Here is a 22,269-nt window from a genome sequence, read left to right on the forward strand (position 1 = left end):
GGATGGCACGGCGCGGTCGACGCGCGGCAAATGCCGCGCGCCATGATTCAAACTCAGCCCAGCAGATGAGCGACGCCGGCTTTCTCTTCTTCCAGCTCTTTCAGGGTCAGGTTGATGCGCTCTTGCGAGAACGCATCGATGTCCAGGCCCTGGACGATGGTGTATTCGCCATTCTCGGTGGTGACCGGGAAGCCGAACATGGTGCCTTCAGGGATGCCGTAGGAACCATCCGAAGGGATGCCCATGGTGGTCCACTTGCCGTTGGTGCCCAGCACCCAGTCGCGCACGTGGTCGATGGCGGCGTTGGCGGCCGACGCAGCCGACGACAGGCCGCGCGCTTCGATGATGGCGGCGCCGCGCTTGCCGACGGTCGGCAGGAAGGTGTTGGCGTTCCATTCCTGGTCGTTGATCAGGTCCTTGATCGACTCGCCGCCGGCGGTGGCGAAGCGGTAGTCGGCGTACATGGTCGGCGAGTGGTTGCCCCACACGACCATCTTCTCGATGTCCTTGACGGCCTTGCCGGTCTTGGCGGCCACTTGCGACAGCGCGCGGTTGTGGTCCAGGCGCAGCATGGCGGTGAAGTTCTTGGCCGGCAGGTTCGGGGCCGATTTCATCGCGATGTAGGCGTTGGTGTTGGCCGGGTTGCCGACCACCAGCACCTTGACGTTGCGCGAAGCGACGGCGTCCAGGGCCTTGCCTTGCACGGTGAAGATCTGGGCGTTGGCTTCCAGCAGGTCCTTGCGCTCCATGCCTGGGCCGCGTGGGCGGGCGCCGACCAGCAGGGCGACGTCGGCGTCCTTGAAGGCGGTCATCGGGTCGGAGTGGGCGGTCATGCCTTCGAGCAGCGGAAATGCGCAGTCGTCGATTTCCATCATGACGCCCTTGAGCGCCTTCTGTGCCTTCTCGTTGTCGATCTCGAGCAGCTGAAGGATGACCGGCTGGTCCTTGCCCAGCATGTCGCCGTTGGCGATGCGGAACAGCAGGGAATAGCCGATCTGGCCGGCCGCGCCGGTGACGGCGACGCGCATTGGGGTTTTAGCCATGATGAATCTCCAAAGTGGGAATGAAAACGGTTTGCGCCGAGGTCGACGCCGAGCATACGCCTGTCTGGTTACAAGTTACTTTCACTGCGGTTTGATGAAGCTGCAATGATACCAAAAGCGCACTTCAAGCCTTCAAGGTCGAATGACGGGTGTCGCGCGCGTACAATGATGTCAAGAGTGGCGCCGACTCCCGGTCGGCCATGAGTGTATTCCTCTGCCGTTTGGTCTGTCAATTCAATATCATATGTCTTATATAAGACACATATCTAAAGACCTCTAATACTGGACGGTCATGCTCTTTTGTGGTGAAATCGCGGTCTATGAATTCCGCCCCGTCCAATCCGGCCGTTGATCCTGTCAGCAGTGGCTCGCCGTCGTTCCGGCCCCTGTACCAGCAGATCAAGGCACTGATCACCCAGAGCCTGCAGGCCGGTGAATGGAAACCTGGCGAACTCATGCCGAGCGAAGTCGAGCTGGCGGCCCGTTTCAAGGTCAGCCAGGGCACCGTGCGCAAGGCAATCGACGAACTGGCCGCCGAGAACCTCGTGGTGCGGCGCCAGGGCAAGGGCACCTTCGTTGCCAGCCACGCCGAAGAGCGCGCCCATTTCCGCTTCCTGCGACTGATGCCCGATGAAGGCGTCCCCCATCATCCCGAGAACCGCTTCCTCGAGGTCAAGCGCATCCGTGCGCCGGCCGAGGTCGCGCGCCTGCTCGAGCTCAAGTCGGGCGACGCCGTGGTCTACATCAAGCGCGTGCAGTCGTTCGACGGCCAGCCGACTATCCTGGAAGAGCTGTGGCTGCCGGGCCAGCTGTTCAAGGGCCTGAGCGCGGAGCGGCTGCAGGAATACAAGGGGCCGATGTACGGCCTGTTCGAGACGGAATTCGGCACGCGCATGATCCGCGCGACCGAAAAGATCCGGGCGGTGTCGGCCGACGCGGCCACGGCCGAGCACCTGAAGGTGGCGCCCGGCACGCCGCTGCTGTTGGGCGAGCGGGTGTCGTTCACCTACGGCGACAAGGCCGTCGAGCTGCGCCGTGAGCTGTACTCGACCGCGAAACACCATTATTTGAACGAGTTGTCGTAAGGAGAATAAAACAGAAAATAGACGAGTAAATATTCTCTGTTTTCTGTCTTTTCAAATAATTCGGAAAATAGCAAGTGGAATAAAACTCCCCTCTGCGGCGATCGCGTGAATGCGATTAAAATATATTGGTTTTGGGTACGCGACGGACATGACCCGGTTCGCCGCTCGCTGTCCCGCTGGCTTGGTCCCACTTTCCCGGACCGGGCCTTGAAATCGGCAAGAATGCAGGGTTCATACAAAAATTTGTCATAAATGGGAGGTGTACCATCATGTCGGAAGCCGTGAGAGAAGCAAGCAAGAAAGGGCGGCCGGTGTATCGCAACGTCGGAATCGGCGATATCACGACGAAATATCGCATGCCGCCATCGGCGATCGTGTCGATCCTGCACCGCGTCAGCGGCGCCGGGCTGTTCCTGCTGCTGCCGTTCCTGCTGTATTTGTTCCAGCAGAGCCTGCTGTCGGAATCGTCGTTCGGCTACTTCGCCGGCATCGTCTCGCACCCGCTGGTCAAGATCATCCTGCTGGGCCTGTCCTGGGCTTACCTGCACCACTTCACCGCCGGCATCCGCCACCTGTTCATGGACAATCACTTTGCCCTGGACAAGGACGCCGCCCAGAAGACCGCGCGCTGGGTGCTGATCATCAGCCTGCTGCTGACCGCCCTGGTCGGCCTGAAACTGTTCGGAGTGTTCTAAACCATGGCAAGCAAGAATAATATCGGCCAGCGCCGCCTCGTCGTCGGCGCCCATTATGGCTTCCGCGACTGGCTGGCCCAGCGCGTCACCGCGATCCTCATGGCGGTCTACACCGTCGTCCTGCTGGCCATGTTCCTGTCCGGCCAGAATTTCACGTATGAAGGTTGGGCCGGCCTGTTCGCGAAACAGTGGTTCAAGCTGCTGTCGATGGTCACCTTCCTGGGCCTGTACTACCACGCCTGGGTCGGCATCCGCGATATCTGGATGGACTACGTCAAGAACGTCGGCCTGCGCCTGACGCTGCAATTCATCACCATCTTCTGGCTGGTGGGCTGCGTCGCCTATACCGTGCAAATTCTCTGGAGTGTGTAATCGTGGCAGCAATCAAAACTGCAATTCCTACCCGTCGTTTTGACGCGGTCATCGTTGGCGCCGGTGGTTCCGGCATGCGCGCCTCGCTGCAACTGGCCGAAGCCGGCCTGAACGTCGCAGTCCTGTCGAAAGTCTTCCCGACCCGCTCGCACACCGTCGCGGCGCAGGGCGGCATCGGCGCCTCGCTGGGCAATATGAGCGAGGACGACTGGTACTGGCACATGTTCGACACCGTCAAGGGTGGCGACTACCTGGGCGACCAGGATGCGATCGAATTCATGTGCCGCGAAGCCCCGAAGGTCGTGTACGAGCTCGAACACTTCGGCATGCCGTTCGACCGCAACCCCGACGGCACCATCTACCAGCGTCCGTTCGGCGGCCACACCGCGAACTTCGGCGAGAAGCCGGTCCAGCGCGCCTGCGCCGCGGCCGACCGTACCGGCCACGCGCTGCTGCACACCCTGTACCAGCGTAATGTCCGCGCCCGCACCCACTTCTTCGTCGAGTGGATGGCCCTCGACCTGATCCGCGACGCCGAAGGCGACGTGGTCGGCGTGATGGCCCTGGAAATGGAAACCGGCGACGTAATGATCCTGGAAGCGAAGACCACCATCTTCGCCACCGGCGGCGCAGGCCGCATCTTCGCCGCCTCGACCAACGCCTTCATCAACACCGGCGACGGCATGGGCATGGCGGCGCGCGCCGGCCTGCCGCTGCAAGACATGGAGTTCTGGCAGTTCCACCCAACCGGTGTCTCGGGCGCCGGCGTCCTGATCACCGAAGGCGTGCGCGGCGAGGGCGGTATCCTGATCAACTCGAACGGCGAACGCTTCATGGAGCGCTACGCGCCGACCCTGAAGGACCTGGCGCCGCGCGACTTCGTGTCGCGTTCGATGGACCAGGAGATCAAGGAAGGCCGCGGCTGCGGTCCGAACAAGGACCACGTGCTGCTCGACCTGCGCCACATCGGCAAGGACACCATCGAGAAGCGCCTGCCTTCGATCCTGGAAATCGGCCACAAGTTCGCCAACGTCGACGCGACCAAGGAACCGATTCCCGTCGTCCCGACCATCCACTACCAGATGGGCGGCATCCCCACCAATATCCACGGTCAAGTCGTCGCGCCTGACGGCACTGGCGGCCAGAAGATCGTCAATGGCCTGTACGCGATCGGCGAATGCGCCTGCGTCTCGGTCCACGGCGCGAACCGCCTGGGCACCAACTCGCTGCTCGACCTGGTGGTCTTCGGCCGCGCGGCTGGCAACCACGTGGTGGCCTCGAACCTGAAGCAGAAGTCGAACAAGCCGCTCCCAAGCGACGCCGCCGACTTCGCGCTGGCGCGCCTGAACAAGCTCGAGACCTCGACCGGTGGCGAGAAGGTGCAGCACGTCGCCAACGACATCCGCGCCACGATGCAGAAATACTGCGGCGTGTTCCGTACCCAGGAATTGCTGGATACGGGCGTGAAGGAAATCATGAAGCTCGACGAGCGCCGCAAGCACGTGTCGTTCCAGGACAAGTCGAAGGTGTTCAACACCGCCCGCGTGGAAGCGCTGGAACTCGACAACCTGATCGAGACCGCCAAGGCGACCATCGTGTCGGCAGCGGCTCGTCCGGAATCGCGCGGCGCCCACGCCCACAGCGACTACCCGAACCGCGACGACGCGAACTGGATGAAGCACACCCTGTTCTTCTCGGAAGGCAACCGCCTCGAGTACAAGCCGGTGGTGCAGAAACCGCTGACCGTCGACACCTTCAAGCCGAAGGCCCGTACTTTCTAATATTGACTGGGCCGGGGCATCGCGCACCGGCCCGATACAACAGGTAATCAAATGGCACGCACCGTCCAACTGAAAATCTACCGCTACGATCCGGACAAGGATTCGAAGCCATACATGCAAGACGTGACCGTCGAGCTGAAAGACACCGACAAGATGCTGCTGGACGTCCTGCAGCGCATCAAGTCGGACGTCGACGATTCGCTGGCCCTGCGCCGCTCCTGCCGCGAAGGCGTGTGCGGTTCGGACGCGATGAACATCAACGGCAAGAACGGCCTGGCCTGCACCACCAACCTGAACGAGCTGACCGAGCCGATCGTGCTGCGTCCTCTGCCGGGCCTGCCGGTGGTGCGCGACCTGATCGTCGACATGACCAACTTCTTCAAGCAGTACCACTCGGTCAAGCCGTACCTGATCAACGACTCGATCAAGCCAGAGAAAGAGCGCCTGCAGTCGCCGGAAGAGCGCGAAGAGCTCGACGGCCTGTACGAATGCATCCTGTGCGCCTGCTGCTCGACCTCGTGCCCGTCGTTCTGGTGGAACCCGGACAAGTTCGTCGGCCCGGCCGGCCTGCTGCAGGCCTACCGCTTCATCGCCGACTCGCGCGACGAAGCGACCAACGACCGCCTGGACAACCTGGAAGACCCGTACCGCCTGTTCCGCTGCCACTCGATCATGAACTGCACGGACGTGTGCCCGAAGGGCCTGAATCCGAACAAGGCGATCGGCAAGATCAAGGAACTGCTGGTTCGTCGCGCCATTTGATGGTCGCGTAACGCATGCGGCGCCGTCATAAGGCGTCGCATGCATTCAGTCCGGTATGCAGACGTGCGTCGAGCTCGCACGCGTTCGACGCACGTGTGCATCACCCGCTTTGGGCTTAAATGTGCCGAAGCAATACAGTAAAAGTACCGTACTGCCGAAACGCGGCAGCCGGAGTATGATGTCGAACCAACAACGGACTCTAGTGTGAAACCTAGTGCAAACGCGCATCAATCCGATCCCGCCAACCGTGCCCGCCTGCGTTGGCGCGCACGCCGGGGATTGCTCGAGAACGATCTGATTCTCACGCGCTTCCTCGATGCGCACGAAGAAGAAATGACCGACGAAGAGGTCGATGCGCTGACCCGCCTGCTCGATCTGGCGGACAACCCGTTGATGGACCTGCTGCTGGGACGCTCCGAGCCTTCCGGCGAAGTCGACCTGCCGCATGTGCGTGCCCTGTTGGCGCGGTTGCGGCAAGCGTAAGCGAAATTGGGCATCCGGTCTGCCTCGCGGGCTGGTCGCGGCGCCCTCCGGTTTCGTTTTATTTTGTAGACCCACTCCCACAAGAAGGAAGTGCCATGAACATCTCTGATACCAAAGCCACCCTGTCGTTCTCGGACGGCAGCCCGTCGGTCGACATGCCGATCTACAAGGGCACCATCGGCCCGGACGTCATCGACATCCGCAAGCTGTACGGCCAGACCGGCAAGTTCACCTACGACCCTGGCTTCATGTCGACCGCTTCGTGCAATTCGAGCATCACCTACATCGACGGTGACAAGGGCGAACTGCTGTACCGCGGCTACCCGATCGAGCAACTGGCCGTCAACTGCGACTTCCTGGAGACCTGCTACCTGCTGCTGAACGGCGAGCTGCCGAACGCCAAGCAGAAAGAAGAGTTCAGCGACACCGTGACCAAGCACACGATGATCCACGAGCAGATGAACTTCTTCTTCCGTGGCTTCCGTCGCGACGCGCACCCGATGTCGGTGCTGGTCGGCACCGTCGGCGCGCTGGCGTCGTTCTATCACGACTCGCTGGACATCAACGACGCCAAGCAGCGCGAGATCTCGGCGATCCGCCTGATCGCCAAGCTGCCGACGCTGGCAGCCATGGCCTATAAATACTCGATCGGCCAGCCGTTCATGTACCCGCGCAACGACCTGTCGTACAGCGCCAACTTCATGTACATGATGTTCGCCAACCCGTGCGAAGAGTACAAGGTCAACGACGTGCTGGTGCGCGCCCTGGACCGCATCCTGATCCTGCACGCGGACCACGAGCAGAACGCATCGACCTCGACCGTCCGTCTGGCCGGTTCGTCGGGCGCCAACCCGTTCGCCTGTATCGCAGCCGGCATCGCCTGCCTGTGGGGCCCGGCGCACGGCGGCGCGAACGAAGCCGCACTGAACATGCTGAAAGAGATCGGCTCGGTCGAGAACATCCCGGCCTTCATCGAGAAGGTCAAGGACAAGAACTCGGGCGTGAAGCTGATGGGCTTCGGTCACCGCGTGTACAAGAACTTCGACCCGCGCGCCAAGCTGATGCGCGAAACCTGCCACGAAGTGCTGAACGAGCTGGGCCTGCAGGACGATCCGCTGTTCAAGCTGGCGATGGAACTGGAAAAGATCGCCCTGAACGACGAGTACTTCGTGTCGCGCAAGCTGTACCCGAACGTCGACTTCTACTCGGGCATCGTGCAATCGGCCCTGGGCATCCCGACCTCGATGTTCACCGGCATCTTCGCCATGGCCCGCACCATCGGCTGGATCGCCCAGTGGAACGAAATGATCGCCGATCCGGAACAGAAGATCGGCCGTCCACGTCAGCTGTTCGTCGGTTCGCCGGTGCGCGACGTGCCAGCGATCGACAAGCGTTGATTCGACGCGCTGTCACTGGAAAAGCGGGCTTCGGTCCGCTTTTTTTGTGCCCGTCGCACCAGCAGGCAGTGGCCGATCATTCGTCCGTCATCGGGAAGGCTTTCGCCTGGCATCGAGGACAATACAGGTAGAGCGTCCGGCCGTCGCTCAGCTTGAGCGAACCGGCGCGATACCGCTGGATTGCCCAGGTACCCGTGAGGCCATTATTGAAGGTTATCTCGCCGCTCGCATGGCAGGGGGACCAGTCGAGCATGTGCAGGTAATCGTGTTCGGTGACGTGGGACGCTTTATCGATGTAGGCACGGATTTCATGATAACTGAGCTTGAAATCGGCGCACTGGTCCGCCGGTTCGCCTGATGCGGGGGATGTCGTGCCACTGTTTCGGATCGTGATCGTGCTGATCGGGGAGAGATGCGTGTTGCCCATATTTGGTTCAGTCCCTACACCATCGACCGTAGCCGGGGGCGCGCCTGCTGCGAGGGCAAGGAGCAATGGAGCAATTACCATAACGCGCTTCTCGCTTCAGTCGGGTTTTTGCGGGAGACGACCGGGTGTCGGAATATCTCAGTCGTCGGTATTGCAGAACTCCGCGTTCGATCAGAGGCGCTGCCACCGGACACGCGCATTGACAATGTAGCCGTCCCTGTTCACATGAAGCATAAGCCCCCTCATTTGAAAGGTTACTTTGACGACAGGAAGCATGGAACAACTGTGCTGGTGAGGTCTTGCGGCTAAACAGTTAATTCACAACGTCCCATGCCAGCAAGCGACGCTGGTAAACGCTTGGCGTACACCCGAACGCTTCCCGGAACACGGCAATGAAAGCGCTGGCCGTGGAATAGCCCAGGTCGAGCGCGACCGTTCCCACCGGCTCGCCTGCCGCCAGCATCTCGAGCGCGCGCATCAGCCGTGCGCGCTGGCGCCAGGCAGTGAACGTAAAACCCGTCTCCATGACGAAACGCCGGCTCAGCGTACGGCTGCTGAGCGCCCCCCAGGTCGCCCAGGCATCGAGATCGCGCTTCGATGCCGGATCGTCGACCAGTGCGCTGGCGATGCGCTGCAGGCGCGCATCCTGCGGCATCGGCAAGCCAAGCGGTTCCGGCGGCAGGTCGCGGATCTCGTCCATGATGACGCCGGCGATGCGCTCCTGCGCCGGCGTCAGCGCCCGGTGGCGCTCCAGCGGCCAACTGGCGGCGCGCATCACGGCTTCACGCAGCAGGTTCGAAATGCGGATGGTGCAGGCGGACGAGGGCAGGTCGGCGCATGAACTCTCGGCCACGTAAGCGCCCCAGCCCTCGAAGGGGCCGTGCGAGCGCGCCGAATGCACGTGGTGCGGAGGCAGCCAGACGGCGTGCACCGACGGCACTACCCAGACGGCGTCGGCCACGCCGATCGTCAGCAGGCCGCGCATCGAGGCGAACAGTTGGCCGCGCGCGTGGGAGTGCGGTTCCGATTGGCGCATGCTGTCGTCGCGCCCGGCGGCGACGATGACGGACGGCCCATCGGCCCAGTTGACCAATCCATGGTCGACGACGAAGTTACTCATGCTGAGATTGTGGCGCCATTTCGTTATTCGATGGCGTGGTTGCTGTACAGCCGCCATCGATCCCGATGCTACCCTGCTTCCATCATGACTACAAGGAACAAACCCATGTCCACGATGGAGGCATTCCCGGCCGTTCCGGGCGGCGTCGATCTCGACGCCCTGTACGCGGCGCCCGCCGAGCGGATCCAGAAGGCCGTGCTCGACCGCCTGGTCGACGTGCACGAGCAGTACCTGCAGGTCGCCACCTTCTTTTGCCTGGCGACGGCCAGCGGCAACGGTCTCGACGCCTCACCGCGTGGCGGTCCGCCCGGTTTCGTGCGCGTGCTCGATCCGCACACCGTCGCCTTCGCCGACTGGCCCGGCAATAATCGCATCGAGTCGATGCGCAACCTGGCGCAGGACGAACGCATCGGCATGCTGTTTCTGTTCCCTGGCCTGGACGTGTTCTTGCGCATCAACGGCATCGCGCGTGTCAGCGCCTGGCCCGACTTGCTGGCGACCCTGAGCGAGAACGGCAAGATGCCGAAAAGCGCGACCGTGGTGCGCCTGAACGAAGTGCTGTTCCATTGCGGGAAGGCGGGCAATCGGGCGAGGCTGTGGGAGCCGGAAAGCCGGCTGGAGCGCGGCGCGGTGCCCACGCCCGGCCAGGTCCTGGCCCGGCTCACCGGCATCTCGCAGGAAGAAGGCGCCCAGCTCGACACGCACTATGCGCACGCAGTGCGTCACGACCTGTATTAGGCGGCCGTCGACACTTGAAAAAGTGGTAATCTCGCCTTCGTCTACATATTTGCCGAAGGAAAGATATGCGTCTCATGCGTTTTGCCCCGCATTTTGTCCTGACTGCGGCCGCACTGGCGGCTGGCGTCGCCAACGCGTCGCCGCTCGAGCCGCGCAACGGCGCCGAATTCACCACCCTGGCCGCGCCGCAGGCAACCCAGGCCGTCGGCAAGAAGGTCGAGGTGATCGAGTTCTTCGCCTACCACTGCGGCGCCTGCAACGCATTCGAGCCGACCCTCGTCAACTGGGCGAAGAAGCAGGGCGACAATATCGTCATGCGCCGCATTCCGCTACCGTTCCAGGGCCCGCTCGACCCGGAAGCGCGCCTGTTCCTGACGCTGGAAGCGATGGGCAAGCTCGACGAATACCATCACCGCGTGTTTCGCGCCGTGCACGTCGAGCGCAAGCGCCTGATGAAGGACGACGACATCATCGCCTGGGCCGCAGCGAACGGCCTGGACAAGGCGAAATTCATGGAAGCCTGGAATTCGTTCGGCGTGCAGACCAGGCTCAAGCGCCTGTCGCAGATCGCCAATGCCTACAAGGTGAGCGGCACGCCGACGGTGGTCATCGATGGCAGGTACGTCGTGTCGCCGGATGCGGTGCGCCAGGCCAACAAGATCCAGGACGTGGGCCAGCTGATGACGGCCACCGGCCAGGTGCTCGACGCCCTCGTGAGCAAGGCCGCTGCCACCAAGTAATCAAGCGATCGTCCAGCCGCCGGTTGACTGGACGACAAAGCGGGCTATACTGCGTTAATCGCCTTCGCCGCCCGCCATGAACCAAGCACGCCTGTCACAATTTGCCGCCGCATCGCTCCTGAGCGCAGGTGGCGTGTGCACGTGCGCGGCATCGCGCCGAGCGGCGCACCTTTCCAGCCTCGACCTCGCCCGGCTTTCCCGGGCTCGGTGAGGAAACATGGCAGGCCAGCGCCTGCCCATCCTCCCGGGCCGCCTCCATGCACTGAAGCGCCGCATCGACCATGCTGCGCCGTCATCAATCTCGACCTTATCCGGTCATTTTGTGGAGTACACATGAAACCATCCATCGTCGTATCCTGGCTCGACCTCGAGCGTCTCGAACGCATCCTCGACCGCCTTCCCGCCGCGCAAGCGAATGCGCGCGACGCCCTGTTGAGCGAACTCGAGCGTGCTGAAATGGTCGAACCATGGGACATGCCGCCCGACGTCGTCACCATGAATTCGCGCGTGCGCTTCCGCTTCGCGGGCTCGGACGAAGACGTGACCATGACCCTGAGCTACCCCAAGGACATGAAGGACAGCGGCGAGCAGCTCTCCGTGTTGACGCCGGTCGGCACCGCCTTGCTGGGCCTGCGCGTCGGCGCCAGCATCACCTGGCAACGCCCGGGCGGCGGCACCTTCGAAGCCACCGTGCTCGACATCGACTACCAGCCGGAACGGGCAGGGGAGCTGCACCGATAGCAGGGTGGAAGCGTGGTTCGATACATTTCCATGTGTACAATAACCGCGCTCAACAACTCCAACGAAGGGACATTCCGTGAAACGCTTCCTGACCGCCTGCTTCCTGTGCCTGGGCTTGATTGGCGCTGCCAACGCCGCCACCGATGCCGAACTGACGAAGCAGGTCAACGCCTTCGTCGACGGATGGCACGACGACGCGGCCAATACGCGGATGGCCTATTTCGACAAGATCGCCAAGGACGGTGTCTACATCGGCACCGACCGCAGCGAGCTGTGGACGCGCGACGAATTCAAGGCCTGGTCGAAGAAGTATTTCGACGCCAAATCGGCCTGGACTTTCAAGGCGACCCGCCGTAACGTCTACGCTTCCGCCGACAAGTCGCTGATCTGGTTCGACGAATTGCTCGACACCAAGAACATGGGCCATGCGATGGCCAGCGGCGTAATCCGCAAGACGGCGAACGGGTTCGAGATCGTCCATTACCAGCTCTCGCTGGCGGTGCCGAACGAAGTGATCGACCAGGTCACCGGCATCATCGCCGAGCACGAAAAGAAAGCCAAGAAATAAGCCAGTGAGCCAACCGTATATCGGCCGCTTCGCCCCATCGCCCTCCGGCCCGCTGCACGCCGGCTCGCTGGTGGCGGCGCTGGCCAGCTACCTCGACGCGCGCTGGCACCAGGGCGCCTGGCTGGTGCGCATCGAAGACATCGACGAAGGCCGCAGCGTGCCTGGCGCGGCCGAGGGCATCCTGGCGCTGCTCGATGCGCTGGGCATGCATGCCGACGGCGAGATCGTCTGGCAGAGCCGGCGCAAGGACCTGTACCAGGCGGCGGCGGACCGCATCGCGCAAGACACCTATCCCTGCGGCTGCAACCGGCGCGAGATCGCCGATTCGCGCCTGGGCTTCGCGCCCGACGGCGCGGCGATCTATGCCGGCACCTGCCGCCACGGCCTCGGGCCGGGCCGCACCATGCGCAGCCTGCGCGTGCGCGTGCCCGAGGCCGGCGCGGACGAAATCACCTTCATCGACCGTTTCGCGGGCCAGGTCACCCAGCACCTGGCGCACGACTCGGGCGACTTCCTGCTAAAACGCGCCGACGGCTTCTGGGCCTATCAGCTGGCGGTGGTGGTGGACGATGCCGAGCAGGGCGTGACCGACGTCGTGCGCGGCGCCGACCTGCTCGATTCCACGCCGCGCCAGATCTACCTGCAGCGCCTGCTGGGCGTGCCGACGCCACGCTACCTGCATGTGCCGGTGGTGCGCAACGAAAACGGCGAGAAATTGTCTAAGCAAACTGGTGCGCTGGCGGTGACGGCGGGGGACGAACCCGCCGCCGTCGCCGCACTGGTGCAGGCGGCGCGTTTCCTCGACCTGGAGCTCGACTTCGCGCTGGCGCCCCCGCGCTCGCGCCAGGCCTTCTGGCAGGTGGCGATTCCCGCCTGGGGCCGCCTGCTGGCGCGCCGCGCAGCCGCGGCAACTATTTCGCGAGACGCGGCCGCGGAGTAAAACGGCGCTGCGCCAGCAGCGCCAGCATGCCCAGTCCCAGCCCCATCATCGCCCAGGTGGCCGGTTCCGGAATCGGGGCCGCGACCGCGAAGCCTCGGATTTCGCCAGCTGGATAAGCGGTGCTGTGGATGTTGATGTAGGCCTGGTTGCCGTTGAACGCATTGATGAGCGCGCCGCTGGCCAGCTGCGGCGTGCCGCCGTTTTCGGCCAGGAAGTCGGGGTTGTAGACCGCCGGGTCGCCCAGGTCGAAGGTGGCCGTGTAGACGCCGGCCGTGACCTGCAGCGGGAAGTCAGCGAAGGGAATGGCGACTGGCGCCACCCCGCGGAAGGCGTCCACCGTGCAGCAATGGATGTGGGCGCTGATGGTCGGGCTGGACAGGTCGCGGAACGGCACCTCGGCGCGCAGGGTGAGGTCGTCGATCTCGAAGGCCGCGACGCTCGACCCGGGCGAACCGTTGGGAATGTCTTCGGCGGGGCCGCTGGCAACCGCGCGGTAGTAGACCGGCGCGGCCTGGCTGGTGGCGGCGACCAGGGTCGACGCGGCCAGCGCGAATACGGTGAGGGCTCGTTTCATGGTAGACCTCCTGATCAGGAAAGAAACCAATCGCGCCGCCGGATTGGCGGCGGTGCCCAAAAAATTAGCACAGGAAGAGTAGCCCGCCCACACCGTACGGGTGGTCAAAGGCTGCTGAGAAATCTCGGCAGTTGAGACAAGAGCGGCGCGGCAAATCGCCGCCCGTTCACTGGGGATTGCGCATGATGCTGATCCGGCCGTCGGCTTCGAGGAAGGCGCATTTCATCTCGGGCCGCGGGCAATCGGCCTCGCGCAAAGCTTCCTCGATATCGCTTTGCGACAAGCGGCAGCCTTTCATCACGTTCTCGAAGAATACCCCATCGCGTCCGATCAGCACCGGGCTGCCTTCGATCAGCCGTTCGATCTTCTTGCTGCGCGAGGTGAGGAAGGCGAACAGCACGGTCAGGGCCACCAGCGTGGCTGCGATGATCAGGCCGCCGAACAGCGAATCGTCGCCGCCCGTCAGCGAGTTCGAGACTGCCTCGGACAGCAGCATCACGACCAGCAGGTCGAAGGGCGTGAATTGGCCGACCGTGCGCCGGCCGGACAGGCGCATCATCAGGAGCAGCGCGCAGTAGACGATCGCGCCGCGCGCGACTAGTTCCCACCAATCAAGATCGAGCTCGAACATATGGCCTCCGCAAGCATGAGTCTGTTCAGTCAATTGTAAGCACTTTGCTAACAATTTTCTGGTCAAGCGTGCGCGTCTCTCCGGCCAGCGGTTCTTGCTAAGGTATGATGTTCCTTTCAGTCAGCTCCGGCGCGCACTGTTTCGCCCATGGACTTCCGTCAGATTCATTATTTCATTTCCCTGTACGAGGAAGGCACGGTCACCCGCGCGGCGCACCGTCTTCACATCGTTCAGCCGGCGTTGAGCATGCAGATCGGCCGGCTCGAAGAGCATCTCGGCCAGAAGCTGTTCGAGCGCACCAAGCATGGCATGGTGCCCACCGACGCGGCGCGCCAGATGTACCGCCTGTTCCTGCCGATCATGCGCGACTTCTCGAATGCCGAGGCGCAGATGCTGAGCAGCGAAGGAGAGATCCGCGGGCACGTCAATATCGGCCTGATCGCCTCCATCACGCAAGGCGTGCTGGTCGAGACGCTCGGCGCGTTTTCACGCCAGTATCCCGGGGTCGACGTGTCGGTCAGCGACGGCTACACCAGCGTGCTGGCGGACCGGGTCGCGGAAGGACGCCTCGATGCCGCGATCGTCAACAAGCCGCGTCGTCCGCTGGCGCTCGACGTCGAACACATCATCGATGAAGAAATGGTGCTGATCGTCGGCCACAGATTCGAAGGCAGCCTCGCGCCCAGCATGACGCTGCGCCAGATGGCGGGGATCGGGCTCGACCTGGTGCTGCCCACCCGCGGCCACGGCCTGCGGGCGAATATCGACAGCTTTTTCGAGAGCGAGAACATCGAGCTGGCGCCCAAGTTCGAGATCGATTCGCTGGTCGCGACGATCAAGCTGGTGGAGCAAACCCGGATGGCGACCATCGTGCCGCGCGTGGCGGTGCACCGGCAACTGTATGACGGCAGCCTGCGCGCCCACGGCATCGTGTCGCCGCGCCTGGTGCGGCGCGTGGTGAGCGTGTCGAATCCACGGCGGCCGCTCAGTCCGGCCACGAAACTGTTCATTTCGATGCTGGCGGCGAACCTGCGCCTGCGCGCCCCGGGCGCCGCCACCGAGACGCCCGAAGCCGCGGACTAGCCGACGCCTTGCTCAGAAGTGGTGACGCAGGCCCATCATGACGCCGTTCTGCGCCATGCCGACGCCTACCGTGCCGCCCGCATCCAGGGGGACCGCCGAGGCGCCGTCGTTGTCCATGCGGCCTGCCGCGGCGTAGACGTGGCTGCGCTTGGACAAGGAATAGGTCAGCCGCGCCACCAGCATCGTCACGTCGGACGGCGAATCCTTGAGGTCGCGCCTGGCCCACTGGGCGTCGAGCGTGAACGGTCCCATGGGGTGGCTTGCGCCGACGTACCACAGGTTCGACTGCGCCTGGCCGGTCGCGGCCTCGGTGTCGCGGTGGATGACGCCGGCGCCGAGGCGGGTCGGTCCCAGCATCAGGTAACCGTTCAGGGTGGTGCGCACATCGGTATGCGCGCTGCTGGTCAAGCCGAAGGCGGCGCCGTCGTTGCCATGCAGTTTGTCGTACGAGCCGATCACGCCCCATCGCTTGGTTTCCCAGCCCACCAGGGCCGTGTACTGGCGGCAGGCCTTCGCGTCGCCCGCCACTTCACCGGCGCAGTTCGTGGCGGCCGGCCCGCCGGCGCTGGAGGCGTCGCGTCCGACACTCCAGGTGGCGCCCACCACGAGGCTGCCAAAGTTGCCCATGTAGCCGATCGCATTGTCCGAGCGCGCGTTCGGCAGGTAGCCGTCGATGCTGCTGATCGCGAACAGGTTCGGCCCCATCACGTCGGTCTTGATGGTCGCGATATACGTCATGTTCACCTGGCGCCCGACCGTCAGCGTGCCCCAGTCGCCTTTCAGGCCGACATGGGCGGCGCGGCCGAACAGGCGGTTGCCCTGGCCGAGCGCGCCGCTGTCCATGGCGATGCCGCTTTCCAGCACGAAGAACGCCTCTAGGGCCCCGCCCAGGTCCTCGGCGCCGCGAAAGCCGATGCGCGACGGGAAGGAGCCGGTCAGCGACGGCACCTTGGTGATCGAGTCGCCCTCGGCGTCGGCATTGGTGGTGTGGACCACGCCGCTGTCGACGATGCCGTAGATCTGGACCGAGGTTTGCGCGCTGGCGCTGGACGCGGCGCTGGACGTGGCAATGCAGCAGGCGAGCGCGAGCGCGCCTCTGGTGAGGTGGTTCATGGTGTCTCCAGTCGTTGTAGTTTTTTACCGGGCGCTGATCAGAGCAGGCCCGCGTCGCGGAAGATGTGCTTGGTCTCCAGGAAGTCCGCCAATCCTTCATAGCCATGCAGGCGGCCGATGCCGCTGCGCCGGTATCCTCCGGTTTCGGCTTCCGCGAACAGGCGGTTGTGGTCGTTGATCCAGACCGTGCCGTTGCGCAGCGCGCGGGCCAGGCGCATTCCCCGGTCGCCGTCGGCGGTCCAGACGCTGGCCGACAGGCCGAACACGGTGTCGTTGGCGCGCGCCACCGCCTGCCGTTCGTCCTCGAAGCGTTCCAGCACCACGAACGGGCCGAAGATCTCTTCCTGCGTGAAGAAGGCCGAGGCGTCGGCATGCGCCACCAGCGTCGGCGTCATGAAATGCCCGCCCGGCGGCGCGCCGTCGGGCCGGCCGCCGCGCAGCACGACCTCGTCGCACAGGTCGAGCGCGCGCGCCACGTCGGCCGACACGCGCCGATGCGCGTCGGCGTCGATCAGCGGTCCCATGCCGGCGCCCGGGGTGGTTCCCGGCGCGACCACGATTGCCGCCAGCGCGCCCTTGAGCGCTTCCTTCATGGCGTCGTAGCAGGCCGCGTGCACCAGCACGCGGCGGGCCGCGGTGCACTGCTGGCCCGAGATGATGGTCGCCGCCGTGGCCAGGCGCCGCGCGACCGCGGCGACGTCGGCGTCGGGGAACACCAGGCAGCTCGACTTGCCGCCGAGTTCCAGCGACAGCTTCTTCATGGTCGGCGCGGCCGCGGCCATGATGCGCTGGCCGGTCAGGTTCGAGCCGGTGAAGCTCAGCACGTCGACGTCGGCTGAGGTGGTCAGTTCCTGGGCGGCCTCGCTGCCCTGTTCCAGCACCAGGTTCAGCACGCCGCGCGGCAGGGTCTCGACGGCGGCCAGTTCGCGCAGCACGGCGGCGCTGATCTGCGCGCTCTGGTGCGCGGGCTTGACCACGACCGTGCAGCCGGCCGCCAGCGCCGGCGCCAGCGAGCGGATCAGCAGCACGACCGGCGCGTTCCACGGGATGATCAAGCCCGCCACGCCGGCCGCTTCGCGCAGCGTCGCCGAATAGGCGCCCGGCTCGACTTCCATGAAATGGCCGGGAATGTGGCGCGCGAGGCCCGCGTAGTAACGGATCTCCGAGATGGCCGCCGCCATCTCGCCGTGCGCCTGGGGCAGCACCTTGCCGTTTTCCCGGGTGAGCAGGGAGGCCAGCCCGGTGTTGCGCTCCAGGCGGTCGGCCCATTGCAGCAACACCATCTGGCGCCGGCGCGCATCGTGGGCCCAGTGCGACTCGTCGAAGGCCCGGCGCGCGCTGGCGATGGCGCCCCGGGCATCCTCCCCGGCGCTGGCGGCGAAGCGGCCGATGGCGGCGCCGCTGGCCGGATCGTGGCTGGCGCCGGTGGCGCCCGAAGCCGCCTTCCGCCACTGCCCATCGATATAGTTCTGTGCGTGCAGATCGCTCATGTCGGCGCTCTCCCTCAGGAGCCGTCGAACACCGGAGGGCGCTTGGCGTGGAACGCCTCGACGCCCTCGCGGAAGTCGTTCGACGAACGCAGGCGGCTGTAGCAGTGGCCTTCCAGCTCGATGGCGATCGACAGCGGCGAATCCTCGGTGTCGTTCAGCAGCTTCTTGGCGGTGCGCTGGGCGATCGGCGAGAACGCGCGCAGTTCGTCGACCAGGCGGTCGGTTGCCGCTTCCAGCTCGGCGTCCGACACGCATTCGGTGGCCACGCCCCAGTCGTAGGCCTGCTGGCCCGGGATGCGGCGCGAGCGCATCACGATGTCCTTGGTGCGGGTGATGCCGACCATCTTCTGCAGGCGCGCCGAACCGCCCGAGCCCGGAATCTGGCCCAGCTTCTGTTCCGGCAGCGCGTAGAAGGTGGTGTCGGTGACCAGGCGGAAGTCGCAGGCCAGCGAGATCTCGAAGCCGACGCCGAAGCAGAAGCCGCGGTTGGCGGCGATCACCGGCTTGCTGCAGCGGGTCGGGGCGGCGACGTTCCAGGCCAGCTTCGACACATGCTCGGGGCTGGCCTCCAGGAAGCCGCGGATGTCGCCGCCGCTCGAGAAGTGCTGGCCGTCGGCGCGCAGCACGATCACGCGCACGCGCTCGTCGGCGTCGAGCGACTCGAACACCAGGCGCAGCTGCTCGCGCTGGGTCATCGAGATGATGTTGAACGGGCCGTTCGACAGGACGATGTCGGCGCGCTCGCGCCCGGCGTCGATCTCGACCCGGAAGCCTTCGAGATTGGCCAGCAGGCTGTGGGCGGGGTGGTTCAGTTGGTTCATGCGGTTCTCCTGGTGTTATCGGTTTGTATGGTCTAGATTGGTCGGTTCGTGCGGCGCCCCGGCGCCGGCCCTGCCCATGCCTTCCCAGCGCTTCACGAGGCCCTGGTGGGGCAGGTCGAACAGGTCGAGCAGGCGCCCGACGGTGTGGTCGACCAGCTCGTCGAGCGAGGCTGGCCGGGTATAGAAGGCCGGCGCCGGCGGGAACACGATGCCGCCCATTTCGGTCACGGCCGTCATGTTGCGCAGGTGCGCGAGGTTGAGCGGCGTCTCGCGCGCCACCAGCACCAGCTTGCGGCGCTCCTTCAGCACCACGTCGGCGGCGCGCGTGACCAGGTTGTCGGCCAGGCCGTGGGCGATGCCGGCCAGCGTCTTCATCGAGCACGGCGCCACCACCATGCCGGCCGAGCAGAACGAGCCGCTGGCGATGGTGGCGCCGATGTCCTTCACGTTGTGCACCACGTCGGCCAGCGCCTCGATATCGGCGCGGCGCAGGTCGAGTTCCTGCTGCGCGGTCATCACGCCGGATGCCGACATCACCAGGTGGGTCTCGGCGACGCCGGACGCGCGCAGATGCTGCAGCAGGCGCACGCCGTACACCGCGCCGCTGGCGCCGGTGATCGCGACGATCAGGCGTGGTCGGTTCATGCGCGCACCGCCGCGTCGTTCCAGTCGATCGTGGTGCCGCGCACGATTTCCCGGTCGAGATCGATGTCGCGCTCGCCGGGAATGCTCACCTTGGTGAAGACGTGGCCGTGATAGGCCACCGGCTTGGTCGCGTCCAGTCCCATCTTGGCGCTGATTCCCTGCAGGTGCGGCGGCGCGGCTTCGCCGTCCTGCATCTGGCCGACCGTGGTCGAGGGATCCAGCGCTGAGCCCTGGGCGCCGGCGATGACGATCAGGTCGCGGTCGGCCTGGAAGCGCGTGGCCACCGCCCATTCGACCTGCTGCGGGTCGTGCACGTCGACATCCTCGTCGACGATCGTGACCTGCTTGATGTCGTAATGGGCGCCGAAGGCGCCGAGGATCACGTTGCGCGGCTCGCCCTCGCGCTGCTTGCGGAACTTGACGAACAGGTGATAGCGGCCGACGCCGCCGACCGACAGGTGCACGTCCAGCACGTTCGGGAAGCTGCGTTGCAGGTGCGCCAGCATGGTCGCCTCGCGCGGGATGGAGCCGAGCAGCAGGTGTTCCATCTCGGCCGGCACGATGGTATGGAAGATCGGCTGGCGGCGATGGGTCACCGTGTCGACCGCGATCACTTCGCGGTTCTCGCGCGCGCTGTAGTACTTGGGGAATTCGCCGAACGGGCCTTCGGGCTCGCGCACCTTCGGCAGCAGCTTGCCCTCGATGACGATTTCGGCATTGGCCGGGACGCGGATCTCGCTGCTGCGGCACTTGACGACCGGCAGCGGCGCGCCGTGCAGGGCGCCGGCGATCTCCAGTTCGTCGAAATCGATCGGCGTGATGGCCTGCGAGGCGAGCAGGGTGAGCGGATCGGCGCCGATGACCACCGCCACGTCCAGCGCCTGGCCCTGTTCCTCGGCCGCCTTGTAGAACGCCAGCAGGTGGCGCGGCAGCATCAGGATTGCCATGCGGTCGGGGCCGTGCACCTGGATGCGGTTGATCGAGACGTTCTGCACGCCGGTGACGGGGTTACGGGCGATGACCAGGCCGGCGGTGATGTAGGGGCCGTTGTCATGTTCGCTGTGGGTCGGGATCGGCAATAGGGCATGCAGGTCGCCGGCCGTCGCGCCGAAGTCGTGCACCACCTGCTGGCAGGGAGCATCGGCGGCGTCGACCTCGCGCCACGGCAGCGGATGGTCGACCGCGCGGCGGAACGCGCCGAGCAGGCCGGCCTGTTCGACACCCATGGCCTCGGCGATCCAGGCGCGGCGCGCCACGAACCCGGAGACGACGGGGATGTCATGGCCGTCGGGACGCGGGAAGAAGGCAGCCTGCTTGCCGTCGAGGCGCTTGGCGATCGCCGCCAGCGTGTGCTTGAGCGGCACGCCTTCGCGGATCACGGCCAGGCGGCCGGTCGCTTCGAGGTGGGCCAGCCAATGGCGCAGGTCGCGCGCCTTGTGGTTCGGAAGCTCGGCGTTGTTCATTGTTTGGTGTCTCCATGTTCGTTGGCGCCCGGCGCCGCCATCGATTCGTATTCGCCGGCGACCAGCTTGCGGCGCAGGATCTTGCCGACCGGTGATTTTGGGATGTCGCGCACGAACACGTATTCACGCGGGCGCTTGAAGTTGAGCAGGTCGGAATTGCGGCAGTACTCGTTCAATGCGTCGGCGCTGACTTCACCGTGGGCCTTGACGAAGGCCACCACCTTCTGGCCCCAGCGCTCGTCGCGCAGGCCCGCCACGGCGACTTCGTCGACCGCCGGATGCAGCGACAGCACCGATTCGATATCGACCGGCGAGATGTTCTCGCCGCCGCTGATGATCATGTCGTCCATGCGGCCGGTGACGAACAGGTCGCCGTCGGCGTCGAGGTAGCCGGTGTCGCCGGTGAAGTACCAGCCCGCGCGGATCGACTTGGCGTCGGCGTCGGGCCGGTTCCAGTAGCCGTCGAAGGATTCGTCGCCCTGCAGGTCGCAGATGATCTGGCCCTCTTCGCCGGGCGCCGCCAGGCGGTCCGGCCCCTCGGCGCTGAGCGGCACCACGCGCAGGCGCGTGTTGATGCCGGCGCGCCCGGCGCTGCCGGCCTTGCGGGTGGCGTCCTGGTCGATCGCGAAGGTGTAGACCTCGGACGAGCCGTAGTGGTTGACGAACAGCTCGGGCCGGAAGGTCTCGGTCAGGCGCTTGAGCAGCCCGTCCGGCATCGGCGCGCCGGCGAAGCCCAGCTTGGTCACCGACGAGATGTCCGCGCCATGCTTCTCGCGCCAGGCCAGCATGTCGTGGTACAGCGTCGGCACCAGGTACAGGTTGCTGACGCGTTCCTGCTCGATCGAACGGAACGCGGCGGCGCAGTCGAATTTGGGAACGCACACGAAGCGCCCGTCGACCAGCGCCATCGCCAGCAGCGAACGCACGCCCATCGTGTGATAGAGCGGCATGACGCCGAGCGTGCACTCGCCGCGCCGGTACATGTTCTGCGCCACATGGCCGAGCGCGGCGGCGCGTTCGGCGCGGTGACGGCGCGGCACGCCCTTGGGCTTGCCGGTCGTGCCCGAGGTGTACAGCATCAGCGATATGTCGTCGCTGCCGGCCTGCAGGATCGGCGCGGCGGGCGCCTCGGCCAGCAGGTCGTCGAAGGCCAGCGTGCCGCCTTCGGCGCCGCCGACGGCGATGCGCGGCAGTGCGCTGGCCGACAGGCTGTCCGCCACCGCCGGCGCGCTGACGGGTTCGAACGCGACCGCCTTCGCACCCGAGTCGACGGCGCAGTACTCGACCTCGTCGGGCTTGGCGCGCCAGTTGAGCGGCGTGGCGATCACGCCCAGGAACTGGCAGGCCCAGTGCAGCGTCGCCATCTCGATGCGGTTCTGCAGCACCAGCAGCAGGTGGTCGCCGCGGCGCAGGCCGAGCGCCGACAAGCCATTGGCGACGCGCTGTATGCGTTCATGCCATTCGGCATAGGTGAGACGCTGCGCGCCGTCGACGACCGCCAGCGCATGGGGGCTGCGTTCGACGCTTTGCAGGAATGTGCGTCCAAGATCGAGCACG

At 65.2% G+C, this 22,269-nt stretch carries 24 protein-coding genes; 13 read left to right on the top strand and 11 right to left on the bottom strand.

From position 1 onward, the window contains the following. Positions 1-53 precede the first annotated feature (53 nt). The gene (locus tag LO55_RS13730) at positions 54-1,043 is read right to left on the bottom strand and encodes a malate dehydrogenase (protein WP_071361880.1); all 990 of its coding nucleotides are present in this window, start codon (positions 1,041-1,043) and stop codon (positions 54-56) included. 320 nt (positions 1,044-1,363) lie between these two features. On the opposite strand from LO55_RS13730, the gene LO55_RS13735 reads away from it, so the two are divergent. The 7 genes from LO55_RS13735 to gltA all read left to right on the top strand — a co-directional run bounded on the left by LO55_RS13735 (position 1,364) and on the right by gltA (position 7,618). Further along, the gene (locus LO55_RS13735) at positions 1,364-2,128 is read left to right on the top strand and encodes a GntR family transcriptional regulator (RefSeq protein WP_005666157.1); all 765 of its coding nucleotides are present in this window, start codon (positions 1,364-1,366) and stop codon (positions 2,126-2,128) included. 269 nt (positions 2,129-2,397) lie between these two features. Beyond that, positions 2,398-2,823 carry a succinate dehydrogenase, cytochrome b556 subunit gene (gene sdhC / locus LO55_RS13740; RefSeq protein WP_005666158.1) on the top strand — a complete coding sequence of 142 codons (426 nt, stop codon included), beginning with the start codon at positions 2,398-2,400 and terminating at the stop codon, positions 2,821-2,823. 3 nt (positions 2,824-2,826) lie between these two features. Next, a complete protein-coding gene (gene sdhD / locus LO55_RS13745; protein WP_005666160.1) occupies positions 2,827-3,195 on the top strand; it encodes a succinate dehydrogenase, hydrophobic membrane anchor protein in 369 nt (122 codons plus the stop codon). A gap of 2 nt (positions 3,196-3,197) precedes the next feature. Further along, the gene (gene sdhA / locus LO55_RS13750) at positions 3,198-4,976 is read left to right on the top strand and encodes a succinate dehydrogenase flavoprotein subunit (protein WP_071361881.1); all 1,779 of its coding nucleotides are present in this window, start codon (positions 3,198-3,200) and stop codon (positions 4,974-4,976) included. Between the two features lie 51 nt (positions 4,977-5,027). Further along, on the top strand, positions 5,028-5,738 hold the full coding sequence (locus tag LO55_RS13755; protein ID WP_071361882.1) for a succinate dehydrogenase iron-sulfur subunit: 711 nt from the start codon (positions 5,028-5,030) through the stop codon (positions 5,736-5,738). Between the two features lie 204 nt (positions 5,739-5,942). After that, positions 5,943-6,221, top strand: coding sequence for an FAD assembly factor SdhE (locus LO55_RS13760; protein ID WP_071361883.1), 279 nt, complete (start codon positions 5,943-5,945; stop codon positions 6,219-6,221). Positions 6,222-6,316: 95 nt separating this feature from the next. Continuing rightward, positions 6,317-7,618, top strand: a complete 1,302-nt coding sequence (gltA, locus tag LO55_RS13765) for a citrate synthase (RefSeq protein ID WP_071361884.1) — start codon at positions 6,317-6,319, stop codon at positions 7,616-7,618. Between the two features lie 76 nt (positions 7,619-7,694). Here the strand turns inward: gltA and LO55_RS13770 are convergent, their stop codons facing one another. Continuing rightward, on the bottom strand, positions 7,695-8,045 hold the full coding sequence (locus LO55_RS13770; protein WP_005666167.1) for a hypothetical protein: 351 nt from the start codon (positions 8,043-8,045) through the stop codon (positions 7,695-7,697). Between the two features lie 313 nt (positions 8,046-8,358). Next, a complete protein-coding gene (locus tag LO55_RS13775) occupies positions 8,359-9,165 on the bottom strand; it encodes an AraC family transcriptional regulator (RefSeq protein ID WP_005666168.1) in 807 nt (268 codons plus the stop codon). A gap of 105 nt (positions 9,166-9,270) precedes the next feature. Between LO55_RS13775 and LO55_RS13780 the strand changes: the two genes are divergently transcribed. From LO55_RS13780 to gluQRS, 5 genes are all read left to right on the top strand, one after another. Then, positions 9,271-9,903 (top strand): MSMEG_1061 family FMN-dependent PPOX-type flavoprotein, encoded by a 633-nt coding sequence (locus LO55_RS13780; protein WP_005666169.1) that lies wholly within the window; start codon positions 9,271-9,273, stop codon positions 9,901-9,903. Between the two features lie 65 nt (positions 9,904-9,968). Beyond that, complete coding sequence (locus LO55_RS13785) at positions 9,969-10,643, top strand: thiol:disulfide interchange protein DsbA/DsbL (protein ID WP_005666171.1); 675 nt, start codon at positions 9,969-9,971, stop codon at positions 10,641-10,643. Between the two features lie 333 nt (positions 10,644-10,976). After that, positions 10,977-11,384, top strand: a complete 408-nt coding sequence (gene rnk / locus LO55_RS13790; protein WP_005666172.1) for a nucleoside diphosphate kinase regulator — start codon at positions 10,977-10,979, stop codon at positions 11,382-11,384. Between the two features lie 76 nt (positions 11,385-11,460). Beyond that, positions 11,461-11,952 (top strand): nuclear transport factor 2 family protein, encoded by a 492-nt coding sequence (locus LO55_RS13795; RefSeq protein ID WP_083415322.1) that lies wholly within the window; start codon positions 11,461-11,463, stop codon positions 11,950-11,952. A 4-nt stretch (positions 11,953-11,956) separates the two neighbouring features. Further along, positions 11,957-12,892, top strand: a complete 936-nt coding sequence (gluQRS, locus tag LO55_RS13800; protein WP_071361885.1) for a tRNA glutamyl-Q(34) synthetase GluQRS — start codon at positions 11,957-11,959, stop codon at positions 12,890-12,892. Here gluQRS and LO55_RS13805 read toward each other — a convergent pair. Then, on the bottom strand, positions 12,864-13,466 hold the full coding sequence (locus LO55_RS13805) for a CHRD domain-containing protein (protein WP_071361886.1): 603 nt from the start codon (positions 13,464-13,466) through the stop codon (positions 12,864-12,866). The genes gluQRS and LO55_RS13805 overlap by 29 nt on opposite strands. Before the next feature lie 166 nt (positions 13,467-13,632). Next, positions 13,633-14,097 carry a DUF421 domain-containing protein gene (locus LO55_RS13810; protein WP_005666178.1) on the bottom strand — a complete coding sequence of 155 codons (465 nt, stop codon included), beginning with the start codon at positions 14,095-14,097 and terminating at the stop codon, positions 13,633-13,635. Positions 14,098-14,244: 147 nt separating this feature from the next. On the opposite strand from LO55_RS13810, the gene LO55_RS13815 reads away from it, so the two are divergent. Then, on the top strand, positions 14,245-15,180 hold the full coding sequence (locus tag LO55_RS13815) for a LysR family transcriptional regulator (protein ID WP_005666179.1): 936 nt from the start codon (positions 14,245-14,247) through the stop codon (positions 15,178-15,180). 12 nt (positions 15,181-15,192) lie between these two features. Here LO55_RS13815 and LO55_RS13820 read toward each other — a convergent pair whose 3' ends face one another. The 6 genes from LO55_RS13820 to LO55_RS13845 are packed head-to-tail and all read right to left on the bottom strand — an operon-like array spanning position 15,193 to position 22,268. After that, the gene (locus tag LO55_RS13820; protein ID WP_071361887.1) at positions 15,193-16,293 is read right to left on the bottom strand and encodes a porin; all 1,101 of its coding nucleotides are present in this window, start codon (positions 16,291-16,293) and stop codon (positions 15,193-15,195) included. 38 nt (positions 16,294-16,331) lie between these two features. Beyond that, a complete protein-coding gene (locus LO55_RS13825; protein WP_071361888.1) occupies positions 16,332-17,783 on the bottom strand; it encodes an aldehyde dehydrogenase family protein in 1,452 nt (483 codons plus the stop codon). 14 nt (positions 17,784-17,797) lie between these two features. Beyond that, positions 17,798-18,604, bottom strand: coding sequence for an enoyl-CoA hydratase/isomerase family protein (locus LO55_RS13830; RefSeq protein ID WP_071361889.1), 807 nt, complete (start codon positions 18,602-18,604; stop codon positions 17,798-17,800). 15 nt (positions 18,605-18,619) lie between these two features. Then, positions 18,620-19,249 (bottom strand): UbiX family flavin prenyltransferase, encoded by a 630-nt coding sequence (locus LO55_RS13835; protein ID WP_071361890.1) that lies wholly within the window; start codon positions 19,247-19,249, stop codon positions 18,620-18,622. Then, positions 19,246-20,712 carry a UbiD family decarboxylase gene (locus LO55_RS13840; protein WP_071361891.1) on the bottom strand — a complete coding sequence of 489 codons (1,467 nt, stop codon included), beginning with the start codon at positions 20,710-20,712 and terminating at the stop codon, positions 19,246-19,248. The genes LO55_RS13835 and LO55_RS13840 overlap by 4 nt, the downstream gene beginning before the upstream one ends. After that, positions 20,709-22,268, bottom strand: coding sequence for an AMP-binding protein (locus tag LO55_RS13845; RefSeq protein ID WP_071361892.1), 1,560 nt, complete (start codon positions 22,266-22,268; stop codon positions 20,709-20,711). Before LO55_RS13845 ends, LO55_RS13840 begins: the two co-directional genes overlap by 4 nt. Position 22,269: the final 1 nt, after the last annotated feature.

The sequence above is a fragment of the Massilia timonae genome (assembly GCF_001866515.1).
GTDB classification, from domain to species: domain Bacteria; phylum Pseudomonadota; class Gammaproteobacteria; order Burkholderiales; family Burkholderiaceae_D; genus Telluria; species Telluria timonae.